The 17,167-nt window shown below is 69.7% G+C and carries 13 protein-coding genes, 1 tRNA gene and 2 pseudogenes; 8 read left to right on the top strand and 8 right to left on the bottom strand.

Annotation, left to right across the window (positions count from 1 at the left end):
• Positions 1–81: 81 nt before the first annotated feature.
• Both P3T34_RS38290 and P3T34_RS38285 read right to left on the bottom strand, forming a co-directional pair.
• On the bottom strand, positions 82–1,530 hold the full coding sequence (locus P3T34_RS38290) for a LutB/LldF family L-lactate oxidation iron-sulfur protein (RefSeq protein ID WP_280671236.1): 1,449 nt from the start codon (positions 1,528–1,530) through the stop codon (positions 82–84).
• The gene (locus tag P3T34_RS38285; RefSeq protein WP_280671235.1) at positions 1,527–2,342 is read right to left on the bottom strand and encodes a (Fe-S)-binding protein; all 816 of its coding nucleotides are present in this window, start codon (positions 2,340–2,342) and stop codon (positions 1,527–1,529) included. The genes P3T34_RS38290 and P3T34_RS38285 overlap by 4 nt, the downstream gene beginning before the upstream one ends.
• 112 nt (positions 2,343–2,454) lie before the next feature.
• On the opposite strand from P3T34_RS38285, the gene P3T34_RS38280 reads away from it, so the two are divergent.
• The 3 genes from P3T34_RS38280 (at position 2,455) to P3T34_RS38270 (ending at position 7,170) form a co-directional block, all read left to right on the top strand.
• A complete protein-coding gene (locus P3T34_RS38280; RefSeq protein WP_280671232.1) occupies positions 2,455–3,126 on the top strand; it encodes a GntR family transcriptional regulator in 672 nt (223 codons plus the stop codon).
• A gap of 314 nt (positions 3,127–3,440) precedes the next feature.
• The gene (locus tag P3T34_RS38275; protein ID WP_280671230.1) at positions 3,441–6,143 is read left to right on the top strand and encodes an SdrD B-like domain-containing protein; all 2,703 of its coding nucleotides are present in this window, start codon (positions 3,441–3,443) and stop codon (positions 6,141–6,143) included.
• A 190-nt stretch (positions 6,144–6,333) separates the two neighbouring features.
• Positions 6,334–7,170: a hypothetical protein gene (locus P3T34_RS38270; RefSeq protein ID WP_280671227.1), complete on the top strand. Its 837-nt coding sequence runs from the start codon at positions 6,334–6,336 to the stop codon at positions 7,168–7,170.
• A gap of 39 nt (positions 7,171–7,209) precedes the next feature.
• Here P3T34_RS38270 and P3T34_RS38265 read toward each other — a convergent pair whose 3' ends face one another.
• Positions 7,210–8,577, bottom strand: coding sequence for a right-handed parallel beta-helix repeat-containing protein (locus P3T34_RS38265; RefSeq protein WP_280671225.1), 1,368 nt, complete (start codon positions 8,575–8,577; stop codon positions 7,210–7,212).
• A gap of 69 nt (positions 8,578–8,646) precedes the next feature.
• Here P3T34_RS38265 and P3T34_RS38260 point away from each other — a divergent pair, with 69 nt between their 5' ends.
• A complete protein-coding gene (locus P3T34_RS38260) occupies positions 8,647–9,861 on the top strand; it encodes a Dyp-type peroxidase (RefSeq protein WP_280671223.1) in 1,215 nt (404 codons plus the stop codon).
• A 141-nt stretch (positions 9,862–10,002) separates the two neighbouring features.
• Here P3T34_RS38260 and P3T34_RS38255 read toward each other — a convergent pair.
• A tRNA-Gln gene (locus P3T34_RS38255) sits at positions 10,003–10,091 on the bottom strand.
• Positions 10,092–10,375: 284 nt separating this feature from the next.
• Here P3T34_RS38255 and P3T34_RS38250 point away from each other — a divergent pair.
• From P3T34_RS38250 to P3T34_RS38240, 3 genes and pseudogenes are all read left to right on the top strand, one after another.
• Positions 10,376–11,053 (top strand): annotated as a pseudogene (locus P3T34_RS38250) (ISL3 family transposase); the annotation flags it as partial.
• Positions 11,054–11,589: 536 nt separating this feature from the next.
• On the top strand, positions 11,590–13,377 hold the full coding sequence (locus tag P3T34_RS38245) for a reverse transcriptase/maturase family protein (RefSeq protein WP_280664059.1): 1,788 nt from the start codon (positions 11,590–11,592) through the stop codon (positions 13,375–13,377).
• A gap of 106 nt (positions 13,378–13,483) precedes the next feature.
• Positions 13,484–14,311: pseudogene (locus P3T34_RS38240) on the top strand (transposase); the annotation flags it as partial.
• Between the two features lie 23 nt (positions 14,312–14,334).
• Here the strand turns inward: P3T34_RS38240 and P3T34_RS38235 are convergent.
• The 3 genes from P3T34_RS38235 to P3T34_RS38225 form a co-directional block, all read right to left on the bottom strand.
• Positions 14,335–14,655, bottom strand: coding sequence for a hypothetical protein (locus P3T34_RS38235; protein WP_280671207.1), 321 nt, complete (start codon positions 14,653–14,655; stop codon positions 14,335–14,337).
• A 132-nt stretch (positions 14,656–14,787) separates the two neighbouring features.
• Positions 14,788–15,519: a hypothetical protein gene (locus P3T34_RS38230; RefSeq protein WP_280671205.1), complete on the bottom strand. Its 732-nt coding sequence runs from the start codon at positions 15,517–15,519 to the stop codon at positions 14,788–14,790.
• 112 nt (positions 15,520–15,631) lie between these two features.
• A complete protein-coding gene (locus tag P3T34_RS38225) occupies positions 15,632–15,778 on the bottom strand; it encodes a hypothetical protein (RefSeq protein WP_280671203.1) in 147 nt (48 codons plus the stop codon).
• A gap of 310 nt (positions 15,779–16,088) precedes the next feature.
• Between P3T34_RS38225 and P3T34_RS38220 the strand changes: the two genes are divergently transcribed.
• Entirely contained in the window at positions 16,089–16,265 is a 177-nt protein-coding gene (locus tag P3T34_RS38220; RefSeq protein WP_280671201.1) for an ATP-binding protein, read from the top strand.
• Between the two features lie 109 nt (positions 16,266–16,374).
• Here P3T34_RS38220 and P3T34_RS38215 read toward each other — a convergent pair whose 3' ends face one another.
• Positions 16,375–16,896, bottom strand: a complete 522-nt coding sequence (locus P3T34_RS38215) for a hypothetical protein (RefSeq protein WP_280671199.1) — start codon at positions 16,894–16,896, stop codon at positions 16,375–16,377.
• Between the last annotated feature and the right edge of the window lie 271 nt (positions 16,897–17,167).

The raw sequence follows: 17,167 nt of genomic DNA, 5'->3' as shown, positions 1-17,167 counted from the left end.
TGCGTGGCACCGCGCCCGACTCCGCACGCTGGGTAGCGGTTGCCGCGCGTACACGGGCCAGAATTTCATCGCGGGCGCTGCTCACTCGGTGCCTCCATCGGTGCCGCCGTCGGTGCGCTCCCACCAGGCGCGGAACGATTCCTTGGGAACGCCGGGGACGATCCGGCTGTCGGTCCAGCCGGAGAGCGGTCCCGGCAGTTTCTTCTTCGGAATCAGCGGGCCGGCCTTGCCCGCGGCCCGAATGGCCGCGTTCCAGGCGGCGGGGTGCTCCATCACTGCGCCGACGGCGCGCAGGGCGGCCTTCTCACCGGGGTGCTTGACCTTCGCTTCGCCCTCTGCGACCTGGTGTCGCAGCTCCAGCAGGACGTCCGTGAAGCGGATCCGCACGGGGCAGACGTCGTTGCAGGCGCCGCAGAGCGACGACGCGTAGGGCAGGGAGGCGGTCTGCGGATCGTCGAGGCCCTTGAGCAGCGGGTTGAGAATCGCTCCGATCGGGCCCGGATAGACCGAGCCGTAGCTCTGCCCGCCGGTGCGTTCGTAGACGGGGCAGATGTTCATGCAGGCGCCGCAGCGGATGCAGCGCAGGGCCTGGCGTCCGACCTCGTCAGCGAGAGCGCGGGTGCGGCCGTTGTCGACCAGGACCAGGTGGAACGTCTGCGGGCCGTCGCCGGGGGTGGTTCCGGTCCAGGTGGTGGTGTACGGCGACATCCGCTCACCGGTGGCGTTGCGAGCCAGCAGTTGCAGGAAGACCTCCAGGTCGCGCCAGGTCGGGACAACCTTCTCCAGGCCCACGAGGGTGATGAGGGTGTCGGCCAGGGTCAGGCACATGCGTCCGTTTCCCTCGGACTCGACCACGACTGCCGTGCCGGTCTCGGCCACGAGGAAATTGGCACCGCTGACGGCAACCTTGGCCTTGAGGAACTTCTCCCGCATGTGCAAGCGGGCGGCCTCGGCCAGCTGCTGCGGGTCGTCGCTGAGCCCTTCGGGAGCAGGGCGGCCGTGGCGGCCCATCTCGCGCACGAAGATGTCGCGGATCTCAGCACGGTTGCGGTGCAGCGCGGGGACCACGACATGCGAGGGCAGGTCGTCGCCGAGCTGCACGATCGCGGCCGCGAGGTCCGTCTCCCGGGCGTCGATCCCGGCGGCCGCCAGGGCGTTGTCGAGGCCGATCTCCTCCGTGAGCATGGACTTGACCTTGACGATCTCCCGCTCGCCGGTGGCACGCACCAAGTCGGTGACGATCCGATTGGCCTCGGCGGCGTCGCGCGCCCAGTGGACGGTGCCGCCGGCGGCGGTGACCTGTTCCTCGACCTGGAGCAGGTAGGTGTCGAGGTGGGCGAGGACATCGTCCTTGAGCGCGGCAGCGGAGTCGCGCAGCTCTTCCCAATCGGGGCGCTCCGCAACGAGCTTGGCTCGCTTGGCGCGGATGGTCCCGGTGGCGCGCGCGACGTTGGCGCGCAGTTGAGCGTCACGCGTGGCGATGGCGGCGGCCTGCGGGAAGGCGGGCCAGCCTACGAAGGTGCGGCTCATCGGGTCAGCTCCCGCGTCGAGTGCGTCGAGTCCGTCGAGTGGGGCAGGTCGGCGACGTGGGGCAGGTCGGAGACCGGGCCGTCGGCCCGGGTGCGGGCAAGGATCTCGGCCAGGTGCATGGTCCGAACGGTCTGCCCGTCCTTGGCGAGGCGGCCTCCGATGTTCATCAGGCAGGAGTTGTCGACGGCGGCGAGCACGCTCGCGCCGGTCTCCAGGACGTGGCGGGCCTTGTCGGCGTTCATCGCTCCGGACACGGCCGGATTCTTCACCGAGAAGGTCCCGCCGAACCCGCAGCACTCCTCTTGCGCGGGAAGTTCGATGAACTCGATCCCGGCCACGGCCCGCAGCAGCCGGTACGGCCGGTCGCCGACCGGGGCGGCGCGCAAGCTGTGGCAGGTGGGGTGGTAGGTGACGCGGTGCGGGAAGTAGGCGCCGACGTCCTCGACGGCGAGCACATCGGTCAAGAAGCCCGTCAGTTCGTGGACCCGGGGCGCGAGCTCGCGCACAGCGCGGGCCAAGCCCGCATCGCCGACGGTCTCAGCCGCACGCTCATAGGCTTCGGCGGGCATTGCGCCGCAGGAGGCCGACGGGACGACGATGGCGTCGTACTCGCCGAACACCTTCACGAAGTGTGCGGCCAGGCGGGCGGTTTCGGCTCGGTAGCCGGTGTTCCAGTGCATCTGCCCGCAGCAGCTCTGCGCCGGGGGGAACTCGACCTCGACCCCGAGCCGGCGCAGCAGCCTGACGGTGGCCTGCCCCGAACGCGGGAACAGCCCGTCATTCAGGCAGGTCACGAAGAGTGCTGTGCGCACGGGGAGCCTTTCGGTGGGTGCTCTCGACCTCGGTCGCGCTCATGCAAGCATGCATACAAGCATAGATGCAAGCTTGGATGCCGAATCCACCCGAACGGGCCAGACTGGTCCCGTGTCCAAGCCACAGCCTGCCGCTGACCTCGCCTACGCCCATCTGCGCGATCTCCTCCTGAGTGGTGCCTACCCGGGCGGCGAACTGCTGTCCGAGGGGACCGTGGCAGCCGAACTGGGCATCTCCCGGACCCCGGTGCGTGAAGCGTTCCTGCGCCTGGAGGCCCAGGGCTTCCTCCGGCTCTACCCCAAGCGCGGCGCGATGGTCACCCCGGTCACCCCCGGCGAGGCCATGGCCGTACTCCAAGCCCGACTGCTGATGGAACTGTTCGCCCTCGACTCCCTTTCGACCGAGCCCGACGAGGCCGTGCGCGCCGTTGGCGAGGACCTGCTCGCCCTGGCGGCGCGCGAGGCGACCGAGGGAGCCGCGTCGCCCACGGGCCCGATCCTGGAGACCGCACGTGACTTCCACGCGCGTCTGATGCGGGCCGGCGGCAACAGCGTGCTGGCCGCGTCCCACGCCGCACTCTGGGACCAGCAGATCCGGGTCAGCGCCGCCTCCACCGCCCGTCCCGCACACGTTGCGGCGGACATCGAGGAACACACCGCACTGGCCCGGGCCTTGGCCGACGCCGACCGGGCGGCCGCCCGCGACCTGCTCGTCCGGCACATCGGCGCCGTGGGCCACCGCATCGGCCTGGCGCGGGAACCCCGGCTTCCGTCGCGCTGCTGACCCGGCCAGCGGTACGCCATGAACGGGCTTACGGCCACCGCGGGTTTGCGGGGCGGAGCCGAAGACCGGACAGACCCGGGTCAAGGTAAAAACCGCTCATTGTTCGACAGGTTCACACAGACGAAATTCGCCATTCCACCAAGATCTTGCCTAAATCCCCCTTAAGCTCGCCCGCAAGGCGGTTCTCCGCCATGTCACGTACTACCTCCTGATGGGGGCAGTTGCCCCCGTGTGAACGATGAGAGCAGGGGATGACAGAGACACGTGAACAACTAGCACGCAGCGCACGCGGGCCCGGTCGGCTACGGCCGAGCATGCCTGCTGTGCGCGCGATGGGCGGCTTAGCGGCGCTCGTACTCGGGCTCGGCAGTTGCTCGTTGGTGTTGGCGCCGTCGGCGTACCCGCAGGCCGGGGACGGCACGGTGACGGTCCGGGTGATCCGGGCCGTGGACACCAGCGGCACCTGGACGCCCGGCCTGGAACCGGGCATCGGCGGCGTCACGGTGACCCTCAGCGATGACGCCGGCACCAGCATCAACGGGGTCACGGCGGCCGACGGCACGGTCACCCTGGCCCCGGCGCAGACCAAGGCCACCGGCGGCAAGTACCGCGTGCAGGTGGTGAATCCGCAGCCGGGCGTGCTGTTCCCGGCCTTCGCCTCACCGCAGGGCCTGGACGGCGCACCGACCCAGCTGAGCAGCAACGAGGAGTTCGTCGACCTCTCCGGCAAGAAGAGCGTGTCCTACACCACCGGTCTGTGGAGCCCTGGCGACTACTGCCAGAAGAACGCGCCGCTGGTGACGACCTGTCAGCCCGCCACGCGCGAGGGCGGATCCCAGCGCACGCTGGTCTCCTTCCCCTACGACACGCGCGGCCAGGACGGCGTGGGCGGTGTCAACGTCACCGACATCGCCACCAACGCCGACACCGGGACGCTGTACGGCATCGCCTGGAACAAGGCCGACAAGCGGGTCTTCTCCTCGGCGGTGGCCAAGCGCACCACGGACTACGGTCCGGGTGGACCCGGCGGCATCTACGTGACCGACATCGCGGCGAAGAAGACCTCGCTCTTCACCGTGGTCCCGGACGCGGGCACAACGGTGCACGGCCCGGGCACCGATGACGCCTTCCTCGCCGTGCCCGGCAAGGAGAGCCTGGGCGGCATCAAGATCACCGACGACGGTTCCTCCCTGTTCGTCGTCAACCTCGACGACCGCAAGCTCTACGAGTACGACGCCACCGCCGCGACCGCTGCGGCGCCCAAGGCCGCCTTCAGCATCCCGGACCCGGGCTGCCCGGCAGCCGGGGACTGGCGGCCGTTCGGCCTCGGCATGCAGGACGGCGCCGGCTACGTCGGCGGTGTCTGCTCCGGCGAGTCCACCGGCAAGACCTCCGACATGCGCGTGGTGGTCATGCCGTTCGACCTCGCCACCGGGGCCTTCGGCAAGCCGGTGCTGGACCAACCGCTGAACTACCCCCGGCAGTCCACGGTCGGTTCGGGCGCGTGCGACGGCGGCACGGGGTGGTGGCCCTGGACCAATACCTGGCCGACCTCGCAGAACGGCCAGGCCTGCACGAGCTACCTGGCCCAGCCGGAACCGGAGTTGGGCGAGATCGGCTTCGAGACCGACGGCTCGATGCTGCTGGCCTTCCGCGACCGGTTCGCCGACCGCGCACCGGCCGGCCCCACGCCGGGAACCCCCGGGCTGGTGCTGTCGGGCGGAGACCTCAACAAGGCCTGCCTGTCGGGCGGGACGTACGTGTTGGACACCAACGACGGCTGCGGGCTCTCCCCCCGGGGTACCCGGTTCTTCGACAACAGCCGGCTGGGGGCCCACCACAACGCCGCGTTCGCGGGGATGGCGCTCTCCAAGGTGGAGGACAGCATCGCGGTCTCCAGCTACGACCCCAACAGCACGGCCTTCGGTGCCGGCACCGCCTTTGTCGGGCGGGACGGCAAGCAACACCCGCCGGACGGCCTGCGGCTCAACCCCGCGAGCGTCAACTCGGCTTTCGGCAAGGGCGCCTCGATGGGCGACCTGGAAGTGCTCTGCGACCAGGCGCCGTTGCAGATCGGCAACCGCGTCTGGTACGACCCGCAGCGCACCGGCATCCAGGACCCGGGCCAACTGCCGGTGGCCGGAGTGACGATCCACCTGTACGACGGGACCGGCAAGTTGCTCGGCACGACGAAGACGACGGCGCGGGGTGAGTACTACTTCGACGACTCCGACGTCACCGGCGGACTCAAACCGAAGACCGACTACACCATCAAGCTCGACAACCCGGCCGACTACGCCAAGGGCGGTCCGCTCTACGAGTGGGTGCCGACCGACGCGAACGTCGGGACCAACCACTTCATCGACTCCAAGGGGACCGTGCCGCCGGGTACGGCATACCCCGTGAAGGCGCTGACCACCGGTGGGCCCGGGGAGAACAACCACACCTACGACTTCGGCTTCCGACAGCAGGAGGGCGTGCTGCGCGTGGTCAAGCACGACCAGGACGGCAACCCGCTGGCTGGAGCCAGGTTCCAACTGTGGGAGGAGAGCAACGGCATCGACGGCCTGCAGACCGGCGGGTCGAAGCCGGACACCAAGGTGGGTGACGTCTGCACCACCGGGGCCGACGGCATCTGCCAGGGCAGCGGCACGGTGGGGACGTACTACTGGCAGGAGGTCAGCCCGCCCGCGGGCTACGCCGCGCCGGACTCGACGGTCTTCGGACCGCTGGTCCTGACTGCCGACAACCTCACCACCGGGGTCTCGGTGACGGCGGTCAACCAGAAGATCGTCACCCCGACGCCGACGCCCACGCCGTCGCCGGGCACGTCCCCGACAGCGACGCCGACACCGGTCGCGTCGGGCCCGGGCTCGCCGCCCGGCTCGCACCTGGCCTTCACCGGCATGGACGAGGCGGTTCCGCTGGCCCTGGTCGGTGGCGCCGCGTTGACCGCGGTCGGCGCGACGGTGCTCGTGCTGGCGCGCAGGCGCAGGGCCTCGGCACAGCAGGGGTAGGCCCCGCGTAGGCCCCGCGAGGGGCGGCCGGCACCGGTGAACCCGGGGCCGGATCGGGCGGGTTCGCCGGTCACCGGCCGGCGAACCCGCCCGACTGCGTGACCGCCCGCCTGGGTGACCGATCGATCGTGTGACCGGTCGGCGGGGACCCGACCACACCACACCCACAGCGATGAGAGAAGACGACCGCATGGTTCGAAAGACCAAGACCCCCGGGCCCGCGCCGCGCCGGACACGCCGGCTCAGGGCCCTGGTCGCGCTCGCCGTGTGCGGCGCCGCGGTGGGCGGCGTGGCCGCGTACCGGGGCTTGTCCGGCGGCAGCGGCGAGCGGCCGGTGACGATGGACGAGGCCTCCCGGCTGGCGCTGTCGCGACTGAACCTCTACCAGGCCAGCCCCGTGGCGGTGACCCTGACCGCCGCCGAGGGCGGCGGCGTGGTGCTACGGGTCAGCGGGGTGGTGGACTACCGGACGCACCACGGCGTCGGCAGCTACCAGACCATCGGGGCCGGGCCCACCGCTTCGTCCGGCGCGGCAGGCTCCACCGCCGCCCCGCAACTCGACCACGGCCTGATCGTCTGGGACAGCGACGGCCTCGGCCTGGCCCCCGCGCTCGACGGCACCCCCGCCTGGCAGCAGGCCGAGCACATCCCGCGCTCGGGCTGGTCGCCGCGGTCCTACACCACCGATCCGCTGGACGCCGGGCTCCAACTGCTGATCGGTCTCGGCGCGGACCGGCCCGACAACCCGCTGCTGCTCGCCCAGTCCGGCGCCCGCTGGCTGGGCCGCGACCGGGTCGACGGCCGCGACTACGACGAGATCTCCGGCCCGCGGGCCACCGGCACCACCCCGGGCACCGGCCCCGACGGCGGAAAGTCACCGCTGACCTACTGGGTGGACGCCAACGGCGGCCTGCTCCGGGTCACCATGCGGATGCCGGGCCTGGGCACCCCGACCACCCTGGAGTTCACCGGGCACGACGCCGACGCCAAGCTCCCGGAGGCACCATGGGACACAGGCGCCAACTGAGACTCGAATACCTTGACATACCGCAGATTTGACGGAGCGTCAATGTGCCGCCGGTACCGCGCCGGCGTCCGTGGGCAGCGGGTACGCGTCCGGATCAACGGTCCCCTGCACTCCGGCCGCCGAGCCGACCGCGGTCGTCGGGCCGGCCACGGTCGTCGGGCTGGCCCCGGTCGTCGGATCGGGCATCGACGGCTGCGCGGGCGGCGCCGGCACCTGGCTGAACGGAACACCCGGCGGCGCCTGCACCGAGGCCGCCTGACCGCTCGGCAGGCTGCCCCGCCCGCTCGCCCCGCAGCCCGCCAGGCCCTCCAGCCCGGGCGGGCTCTGGGTGACCGGCTGGTTGCCGCTGAAGCAGTTGCCGGGGTCGGCGGCGGCCAGCACCAAGTCCTCGCCGTTGCCGGTGACCCGGTTGCCGGTGACCTGGTCGCCGCTGGCCGGGTGCCCCGGCGGGTCGGTGATGATCACCCCGACCGCCGTGTTGCCCTGGACCAGGTTGCGCTGCACACGGTCCCCCGTGCCGCCGCCGATGCCGATCCCGATCCCGAAGCCGCCGTCCGCCTGCTCGGGCGTGTCGGCGGCGTTGTTGTCGGTGATCACGTTGCCCGCGACCACCGCGCCGTGCTGCGGGGCGAGCGCCTCCTCGTCGTTGGAGTTGACGGTGACACCGACCCGGTTGCCGGTGACCAGGTTGCCCAGCACCGAGACGCCCTCGGAGGCGTTGGTGACTTCGATGCCGACCGCGTTCTGCGCCATGGTGTTCCCGCGGACCAGGGTGTCGCAGGGCCGGCACTGGCCGACGTAGATGCCCGAATCGGCCTGCCCGGAGGTGTAGGAGTCCTCGATCACACCGCCGTGCGCGTCGAACGCGTAGATGCCGTACAGGCCGTTGTCGTACGAGGTCACGCTGGTCGCCCGGAAGCCCTGGACGGCCGGGAACCGGGTGGTGTCCAGCGGGTTGTACGCCGAGCCACCGGCCCCGCGCTGCTGCAGCTTCTGGTCGGTGACGCCGGTGAACAGCACGCCGTTGGCGAGGTAGTCGCGCACGGTGAGGTTCTCCACCGCCGAGCCCGCGCCGGTCACGGTGATGCCGTTGACCAGTCGCACCCCGCCGTCGAGGACCACCGCGTTGCGGTCCGTGCCGCGCAGCACCAGGTCGGGCTTGGTGACCTGCACGCTCTCCCGGTACACACCCGGGCCGATCAGCACCGTGTCCCCCGAACGGGCGACGTCCACCGCCTGTTGCACCGTGTGGAAGTCCTGCGGCACCCGCAGCACCGTCCCGGCCGGGTGCTTCGCGTCGGCGGACGACGGACCGGAGGAGGAGCACCCGGTGGCCGCGAGCGCCACCGCCGCGACCAGCGCCGACAGGCGCACCACCAGCGCCCGTGGCCCGGCCGGTCGGATCATCTGAAGACTCAATGCAGGTTGAGCAGACGGCATTTGCATGACAGGTGTTCTATCGTCTCCAATAGCCGCATGCCCACCGAACCGGAAATCGCGCAGGATCCCGTCCGCCCGGTCAGCGCCGGATTCGGGCGGCGGAGAGCCCTGCTCGGTGTCGGCGCGGTGCTCGCCGCAGGAATCGGCGCGGCGGCCGACGACCTGGCCGGGAAGGAACTGACGGCCGGTCACGAGCGCGCCCCGGCCGCCCCGCCGGCCGAGGCCGCGATCCCCTTCCACGGACCCCGGCAGGCCGGGGTGAGCGCGCCCCAGCAGCCGGCCACCCACCTGCTCGCCCTCGACCTCCCGCAGACCTCCGCCGCCGCCGACCGGCAGACCCTGCGCACCGTCCTCGACGAGCTGACCCGCACCCTCGCCACGGCGGCCTCCGACACCCCGTCGGATGCACGACTGCAAGGCGTCGGCACCACCCGGCTCACCTCGCTGGTCGGCGTCGGCCCGGGCCTGGCCACCCGGCTCGGCCTCGACGTCCCCGCCGGCCTCGCCGAGCTGCCGGCCTTCCCCGGCGACCAGTTGGACCAGGCCCGCGGCGGCGGCGACCTGCTGCTCCAGTTGTGCGCCGCCGACCGGTGGACGCTGACCGTGGTCGCCGAACTCGCCGCCACCGCCGCCCGCTCCACCGGCGCCACCCCGCGCTGGAGCCAGTCCGGCTTCCTGCCCGTGACCACCCCGGGGACCACCCCGCGCAACCTGTTCGGCTTCAAGGACGGCACCTCCAACCCCGCCCCCGCGGAGGACGAGCAGTTCGTCTGGGGCCCGCCCGGCGCGCACCAGAACGGCACGGTGCTGGTCTACCGCCGGATCCGGATGGACGTCGCCGGCTTCGCAGCCCTGCCCGCGGACCAGCGCAACCAGGCGATCGGCCGCCACGAGAGCGACGGCGTCCCGCTCACCGGCACCGCCGAGCACGACGACCCGGACATCTACGCCAAGAACCCCGACGGCTCCTACGTGATCCCCGCCAACGCCCACGTCCGCCTCACCAGCCCCCGCCTCGACGGCGGTACCCGGATGCTCCGGCGCAGCTACAGCTACGACGACGGCCCGACCGACCGCGGCCTGCTGTTCTGCGCCTTCATGCGCGACCCCGCCCAGTTCATCCGGGTCCAGGACCGCCTGGCCACCCGCGACGCCCTCACCCCCTTCCTCCAGCACCAGGCCTCGGCCGTGGCCTACGTACTCCCCGGCACAGCCCCCGGCGGCAGCCTCGGCGAGCAGCTCTGGGCGTAGCGTCGCCGGCGGTCCGGCTTCGCACAGCTCCCGGGCGAGGTGCGCTGATCTCTGCTGGGGACTGCCGATTCCACTCTGCGAATCATTGGATCGCCGCGCCACGGCTGTACGGCTGTACAGCCGTACGGCCCACGCCCTGGGCGGAGAAGGCAGGATTCGAACCTGCGTGGGCTTGCACCCGACCGGGACCAGAGTCCCGGCCCCCGATCAACCACTCCGGGCACCTCTCCCCGGGACCAACCGCCTGTGCGCTGCGGTCCGTCCCCGTGCCCACAACTATCCGCCCCGCCCCTGACGGTGACCTGACTCCGCCCTGACCCCGCCCGTCGGCTCAGCCGCCCGTCCCGTCGCGGCGAACAAGCCGCTGTCGCCGAAGGCCAGTGCGGCGAAGTGTTCGGCGATGCGCCGGTGTCGGGTCTGTCCAGCCAACGGCTCTGTCCCGTAATCGGTGGTAACGAAGGGTGACGACCGTCGTTGGCATGGTGTGCGCGATGTCAATGAGCTTGTGGGTGTGGTGTTTTCGGGACTGTCGGCCCTGGTCATTGAGGACGTGATGGACGAGGGCGAGGTCATCCGGGTGTCGGCGCGGACTCGGGACGATCCGGTGCCGTGCCCGGTGTGCGGGCAGCCGACGGGGCGGGTGCATGGCTTCCACGGGCGGGTGGTCGCGGACGTGCCGGTGGACGGACGGCGGGTCGCGGCGTCGGTGCGGCTCCGGAGACTGGCGTGTCCGGTGCTCGGCTGCCCGCGGCAGACCTTCCGCGAGCAGGTTCCCGGCGTCGTGGAGCGCTACCAGCGTCGCACCAACCGTCTGGCCGACCAACTCGGATCCATGGTCAAGGAGTTAGCGGGCCGGGCGGGCGCCCGCCTCTCGCGTGTGCTGGCTTGCGCGATCTCCCGCTCGACCGCTCTGCGCCTTCTCCGCCGCATTCCGACACCGGTCGTGCGGATCCCACGGGTGATCGGGGTCGACGACTTCGCCCTCAAGCGCCGGCACCGCTACGCAACAGTGATCATTGACGCCGAGACCGGAGAGCGGATCGACGTCCTGCCCGACCGCACCGCCCGGACTCTGGTCGCGTGGCTGCGCCAGCACCCCGGGGCCCAGTACGTCTGCCGCGACGGTTCCGGCTCCTACGGTGAGGCGATCCGCCAGGCCCTCCCCGAGGCGGTGCAGGTCAGCGACAGGTGGCAGTGCGCCATGAGGCGCCTTGTCGTATCCCCGATTCAGTCGGGAAGAATTTGGAGGGAGGTTCTTGGGTCCAATGGCTTACCTAATCCGGAAACGGTGAGGGGACCGCAGCATGCCAGGAAAGTGACGACCGGGCCCAGGCATTGGGGACGGGGCGTCGCGGGACCCGCGTGATATGGCGAAAGCTGGATTGCCTGAATTCCAATCCCCAGAAGATTGAAGGTCGAATCCGCCGGAAAGATGCCTGAAACCGGCGCCGCGCCCTGCGACGGCTTGATGCCATGGCCGACGCAACCTCCAGAGCGCGGAGCGATGCCCAGCGAGGGCATTCAAGGGGATGAGTGGAACGCCTACGTCACGCTGTTACGTACGACAAGGACGAACATGGGATCGCCTAAGGGAGGAGATCTTCCTATGGCGACGGAGGCCCCGTAGTAGTCGCCGGAGTCACGACCGGCCAAGGAGGACGGGAAAGCCGTCCGCACGGGCGAAGGGGGCCAGGTGATCGGACACCCAAAAATCGGGAGGTATGCGCAATGCAGAGCGCCGAAACGGTGCTGGGTGTCCTCCGTGAACGCGGCAGGCGCGGCCTGCCGTGCGATGAACTATATCGACAGATGTTCAACCCGCAGTTGTATCTGCTGGCCTACGGGCGTCTCTATTCCAACAAGGGAGCGATGACACCCGGGGTCACCGGGGAGACCGTGGACGGCATGTCGCTGGGCAAGATCGAGCACGTCATCGACGCGCTGCGCCACGAGCGCTACCGGTGGAGCCCGGCCAGGAGGGTCTACATCCCCAAAGGGCGGGGCAGCACGAAACTGCGTCCGCTCGGCTTGCCGCCCTGGAGTGACAAGCTCGTCGGCGAAGTGGTCCGTCTGCTTCTTGAGGCGTACTACGAGCCGACGTTCTCCGACTCCTCCCACGGTTTCCGTCCCCGCCGGGGCTGCCACACCGCGTTAAGTGATGTGGTCCATACCTGGACGGGTACGGCCTGGCTTATCGAGGGCGACATCGCCCAGTGCTTCGACCGGCTTGACCATTCGGTCATGCTCCGAATCCTGGGCGAAAGAATCCGCGACAACCGATTCCTACGGCTGGTGCACAACATGCTCAAGGCCGGATACATGGAGGACTGGGTCTGGAACGCCACGCACAGTGGAAGTCCGCAAGGCGGGGTTGTTTCACCGATCCTGTCCAACATCTACCTGCACAAGATGGACGAGTACGTCGAGAAGGTTCTGATCCCGGAATACACCCGGGGAGGAGTCAGGCAGTCGAACCGCGCCTTTCATCGGGTGTGGGCGGCTATGGCACGCGCTCGCAAGCGTGGTGACCGCACCACAGTGCGGGAACTGCGCAAGCAACTCCGCAGCATGCCCAGCATGGATACTCATGATCCCGGCTACCGGCGGCTGCGGTATGTGCGTTATGCCGACGACACCCTGCTCGGGTTCGCCGGACCAAAGGCAGAGGCCGAGGAAATCAAGGAGCGTCTGGCGCAATTCCTGCGTGATGAACTCAGGTTGGAATTGTCGCCGGAAAAGACGCTCATCACTCATGGCCGCACCCAGGCCGCGAGGTTCCTCGGCTACGACATCACCGTGCACCACAACGACCGCAAGATCACCGGCGGACGGCGTTCCGTCAATGGGGTCATCAGATTGCGTGTCCCTCGTTCGGTGGTATCTGCCAAGCAAGCCCAGTACATGGAGCGCGGCAAACCCGCGCGTCGGCCCGAACTGCTGAACCAGGACGATCACGTCATCCTCAGCACCTACGGGTCGGAGTACCGCGGCATCGTCCAGTACTACCTGATGGCCGGCGACGTCTTCCGACTCTCCCGGCTGCAATGGGTCATGGAGACCTCGATGTTGATGACGCTGGCGAACAAGCACCGCTCGTCGGTGTCGAAGATGGCCCGCAAGTACGCGACCACCATCGAGACACCGCACGGGCCGCGCAAGTGCTTCGAGGCCCGCGTCGAACGCATCGGCAGGAAGCCACTGGTCGGACGGTTCGGCGGGATACCGCTGCGACGGGACAAGAAGACGGTCATCAATGACCGTCGGCTGGCCCCGGTCAACACCAAACGCAAGGAGCTGGTCACCCGGCTCCTCGCCGGGCGATGCGAGGCGTGCGGGCGCATCGACGAGGTGGAAGTCCACCACGTCGCCAAGCTCGCCGACCTCGGAAAGCCAGGACCAGACCGGCCCCCGTGGGCAGATCTCATGGCCGCACGGCACCGCAAAACCCTCGTGGTCTGCGGAAGTTGCCACGCAACCATCCACGGAAGGAAGTCCGTCCCAGCACTCACGGAGTAGTCACTGGAGAGCCGGGTGCGGTGACAAGCCGCAAGCCCGGTTCGGGCTGGGGGCCGTGGGAAAAGGGCCTGCTCAGCAGGCACCTCGCCGACGGCCCACCAGTACTCTGTGGAGCAACCTGTGCGGCAAGGTCCTGGCCGAGGTCCGCTCCCATGCCGCCTGCTGGGCCACCGCCGTGAACCCCGCCCGGCCCGGGGGCGTACGCGAACAAACCACCCGCCAGCGCTGGCAACAGGTCCACAACCTGCTCGACCAGGGCGTCGGCCTGCTCGAATGCGCTCGCCGCCTCGATGTCGCACTGAACACCGTCAAGCGATACGCCCGCATGCAGGAGCCCACCGCAGAGCGCCGCGCACCCCGCTACAAGCCCACGCTCGTCGACCCCTACCGCGACCACCTCCGCAGCCGCCGCGCCGCCGACCCGGCCGTCCCTGTCAAGCAACTGTTCCAGGAGATAAAGGAGTTGGGATACACCGGCAGCCTCAACCTGCTCTACCGCCACATCACCCAGGGCCGCGCCGAGGGCAACAAGCCCGTCACCACCCCGCAACGCTTCGCCCGCCTCCTCCTCACCCGCCCCGAGAACCTGCGTGACAAGGACACCGCACTCCTGCGGGAACTCACTGAAACCTGTGCCGAGATGACCGAACTCGCCCGCCTCAGCGCCGAGTTCGCGCAGCTACTGACCCCAGCGGAGGGCAACGACGCCAAGCTCACCGACTGGATCACCACAGTCCGCGCCGCCGACCTGCCCCACCTGCACTCCTTCGCGAACGGCCTCGAACTCGACCGCGCCGCCGTCGACGCCGGACTCACCCTCCCGTACCACAACGGCCGCACCGAGGGCGTCAACACGCGAACCAAGCGGATCATGAGGCAGATGCACGGCCGAGCCGGGTTCCCCCTGCTCCGCCACCGCATCCTCCTCCAGTGATCACTACACAGCGCTACCACCGATTACGGGACAGAGCCGAAGACCGTACAGACCCTCACCGCCGCGCCGTCCGGGAACAGCGTCCTGACGATCAGATGCGCCAGCGCGATCCCCAGGATCTCGACGTTCCAGCTCGCCCGGGAGAAGAAGGAGTGGGCCCGGTCGTGCGGCCAGGCGCGGGCCAGACCCGCCCCGGTCAGCATCCCGGTCACCGTGCCGGGGCCGGTCTGCGCGACCAACCCGGTCACCAACGCGGTGAAAGTCGCGAAGCCTGGCGCGGTGAACACGCGTAGCTTCTCCAGTACGGCCAGCAACGACGCCGGCACCGTCGGACTCGCAGGCATCGCGGGTCCCCCTCCCCGAATGCGGTCACCACCCCGCCGATGCTGCCGCAGCTCCGCCCGCCACGGGCACGAACACTGAGTGCTTCACCCGTCAAGGTGATCGCCGGCTGGCCCCCGCACCCCGGGTACGGCCTACCGGCGCGACCAGGACAACCGGCGCCGCGGCTGCTCGGGGAAGGCGACGGCGCAGTGGAAGCCGTCGTCACCGACGGCGCGCCGCAACGTCCGCACCACCGCCTCGGGATCGTCATAGGGGCCGTTGACGTAGAAGGGCTTGCCGTCGCGGCCGAAGCGGATCGGGCAGGGGCCCACGGGCTCACCGAGCACAGCGGCGGCGGCATCGAAGTCCGCCTCGGGTTCGAACCCGAGTTCGCGAGCGTAGGCCGCGGCGCCGAAGACCAGGGCACGGGCAAGCTCGGCGGGAACGGGCACATGCCCCTCGAAGGCGCTGAAGTAGACCTGCCGGTGCCCGCCCAGTCGACTCTCACTCATCGGCTCCGGGGCAAGCGCGTTCTTCACCCCCAGACACCACACATCCAGCAGGAACCCGGCGACCTGCGCCTTCGCGGAGCGCGTGCTGTCCGCGGCGACGAGCACGGCGACAAGGCCGCGCACCTCCTCGGCGTCGGAAGCCCCTGGGTCAAAGCGCGCCCACTGCGGCGCACCCGCAAGATCCACGCTGCGGCTCCAGCCGGCGTTCACCCAGCAACGCGGCTCATCACGACCCGATGCCGAGACCTGTACGGCGCCGTTGAGCACCCCGACGACATCTCTGACGCCCACCCCCAGCGTCCTGGCGATCGCCTTCGCCGACTGACCCTGCTGGTCCAGTTGCTGTACCTGCTCCACAAACCGCTCATTCACAGCCCCACCCTACGGTCGCCGCCAAGACCGCAGGACCCAAACGCCAACAGCCACACTCGCCAGAGTGACCCCGCGAAAACGGCGAAACTCGAGGGGCTTCGCACGTGGGGTGTTAGGTCTCCAGCCAGCGGGGGCGGGTTTCGTCGATGCCGAGGAGTTCGAGCAGGTGTGCTTCGAATCCTCGGCTGATGAGGATGGTGGGTGGGCTGGTGGCGGTGCCGGGTCGGAGCATGAGACTGTCGAGCTGGTAGAAGATCATGCGGCCGGTGGAACACGCTCACCGCCCGCATAGAAGTCCAGGTCAAATGCCGCCAGGACATCATCACCGAACGCACCGACCGGTGCCCCCACCACGCCCCCACCCTGATACACCGTCAACCGGTCAATCTTCAGTGGCAGAAACTAGCGTTGATCAACCTTCAGTGGCAAACGGTCAAGCTTCAGTGTCAGAGGACAGCTGCAGCGGCCGTTTTCAGCGACTCGGCGGCGCACCGGTGGCGGTGGGGTCGGCGGCCTCGATCAGGCCCTGCTCCAGGGCCTGGCGTACCAGCAGGGCAGCATCGTCGGCCGTGTCGCAGACGAGCAGCGAGCTGGTCAGCGAGCGGCAGGGCCGGTCCCTGATCATCACCAGCAACCGGGCTCCCAGCGACTGGTATCCGCTCTTCCCCAACCCCGTCGTCGCCGAGTCGCTCCTGGACCGGCTGATCAACACCAGCCACCAGGTCATCATGAACGGCCCCAGCTAAACGGCCGAACAAGCGACCTCGGAATCCCACCGACAACTGACCCGCCCCACCGGGCTCGGCCGCTCGGACCAGGCTGACCAGCTGTGCTGATCAGGCCGGCTGGGCGGCCTCACTCGTAGACGCGGGCCGCACCGAGCTGCCAAGCCACAGAGGCCCAGGTCACCGGTTCGATCGATGGAGTGCCCAGGAACACCGGGGGCCTGCCGAGACTGGCACCGAGCCACGACTCCCATGACTCCAGGAATCCGGCCATCGAGCCGCTCGCCCAGCCACCGCCGTCACCGGCCCACAGTCCCCGGGCCAGCCTGTCTGCCGTCCAGGCGCGGTTCCGGGCATAGTCGGCTGCCAGGGCCAGCAGCAGGGCACGCAGGTCTCCGGGTGAGGCGACCGACGGCTCGTCTCCAAGGGGCGCGGGCTCGGCAAGCCCGGCCGACGGTGCGTCCAGTGCGCCGAGCAACTGCTCGGCCAGGCCTGGCCAGCCGGGCTCCGGACCCCGATCAGGAAGGACGTCGGCCCAACGGAGTAGGACGTCGTCGATCTCCGGGGCGTCGGCGCCGAGGCCCTCGAAGCGCCCGATGAGGCACCGCAGCAGGGCGCAGAAGTCCTCGCCAGTCTCCACGTTGTTCGTCACCGCGCGAGAGTAGGGCTACTCGGGCGAGCCCGTCGACTGGATATCTGGGCGGTCAAGTTCCAGCGCGGCACTCCTCCAGGCAGCTGATCGACGAAGCGAGCGGGTGGGGAATTCCTTGGCGTTTGAGCCGAATTACGTGACCGTCGACACTTGTGGCCCCAGTGACCGATCCATCCGGATTGAGCAGTGTTCATGACGGTATGGCGACGGGGCGCGAAAAGTTGTCCACAGGTGAATCTGGGTTGGATCTTGCCGTAGCCCGAACGAGAGG

The organism is Kitasatospora sp. MAP12-44 (genome assembly GCF_029892095.1).
GTDB lineage: Bacteria > Actinomycetota > Actinomycetes > Streptomycetales > Streptomycetaceae > Kitasatospora.
This window is presented reverse-complemented; position numbering and strand designations above follow the sequence as displayed.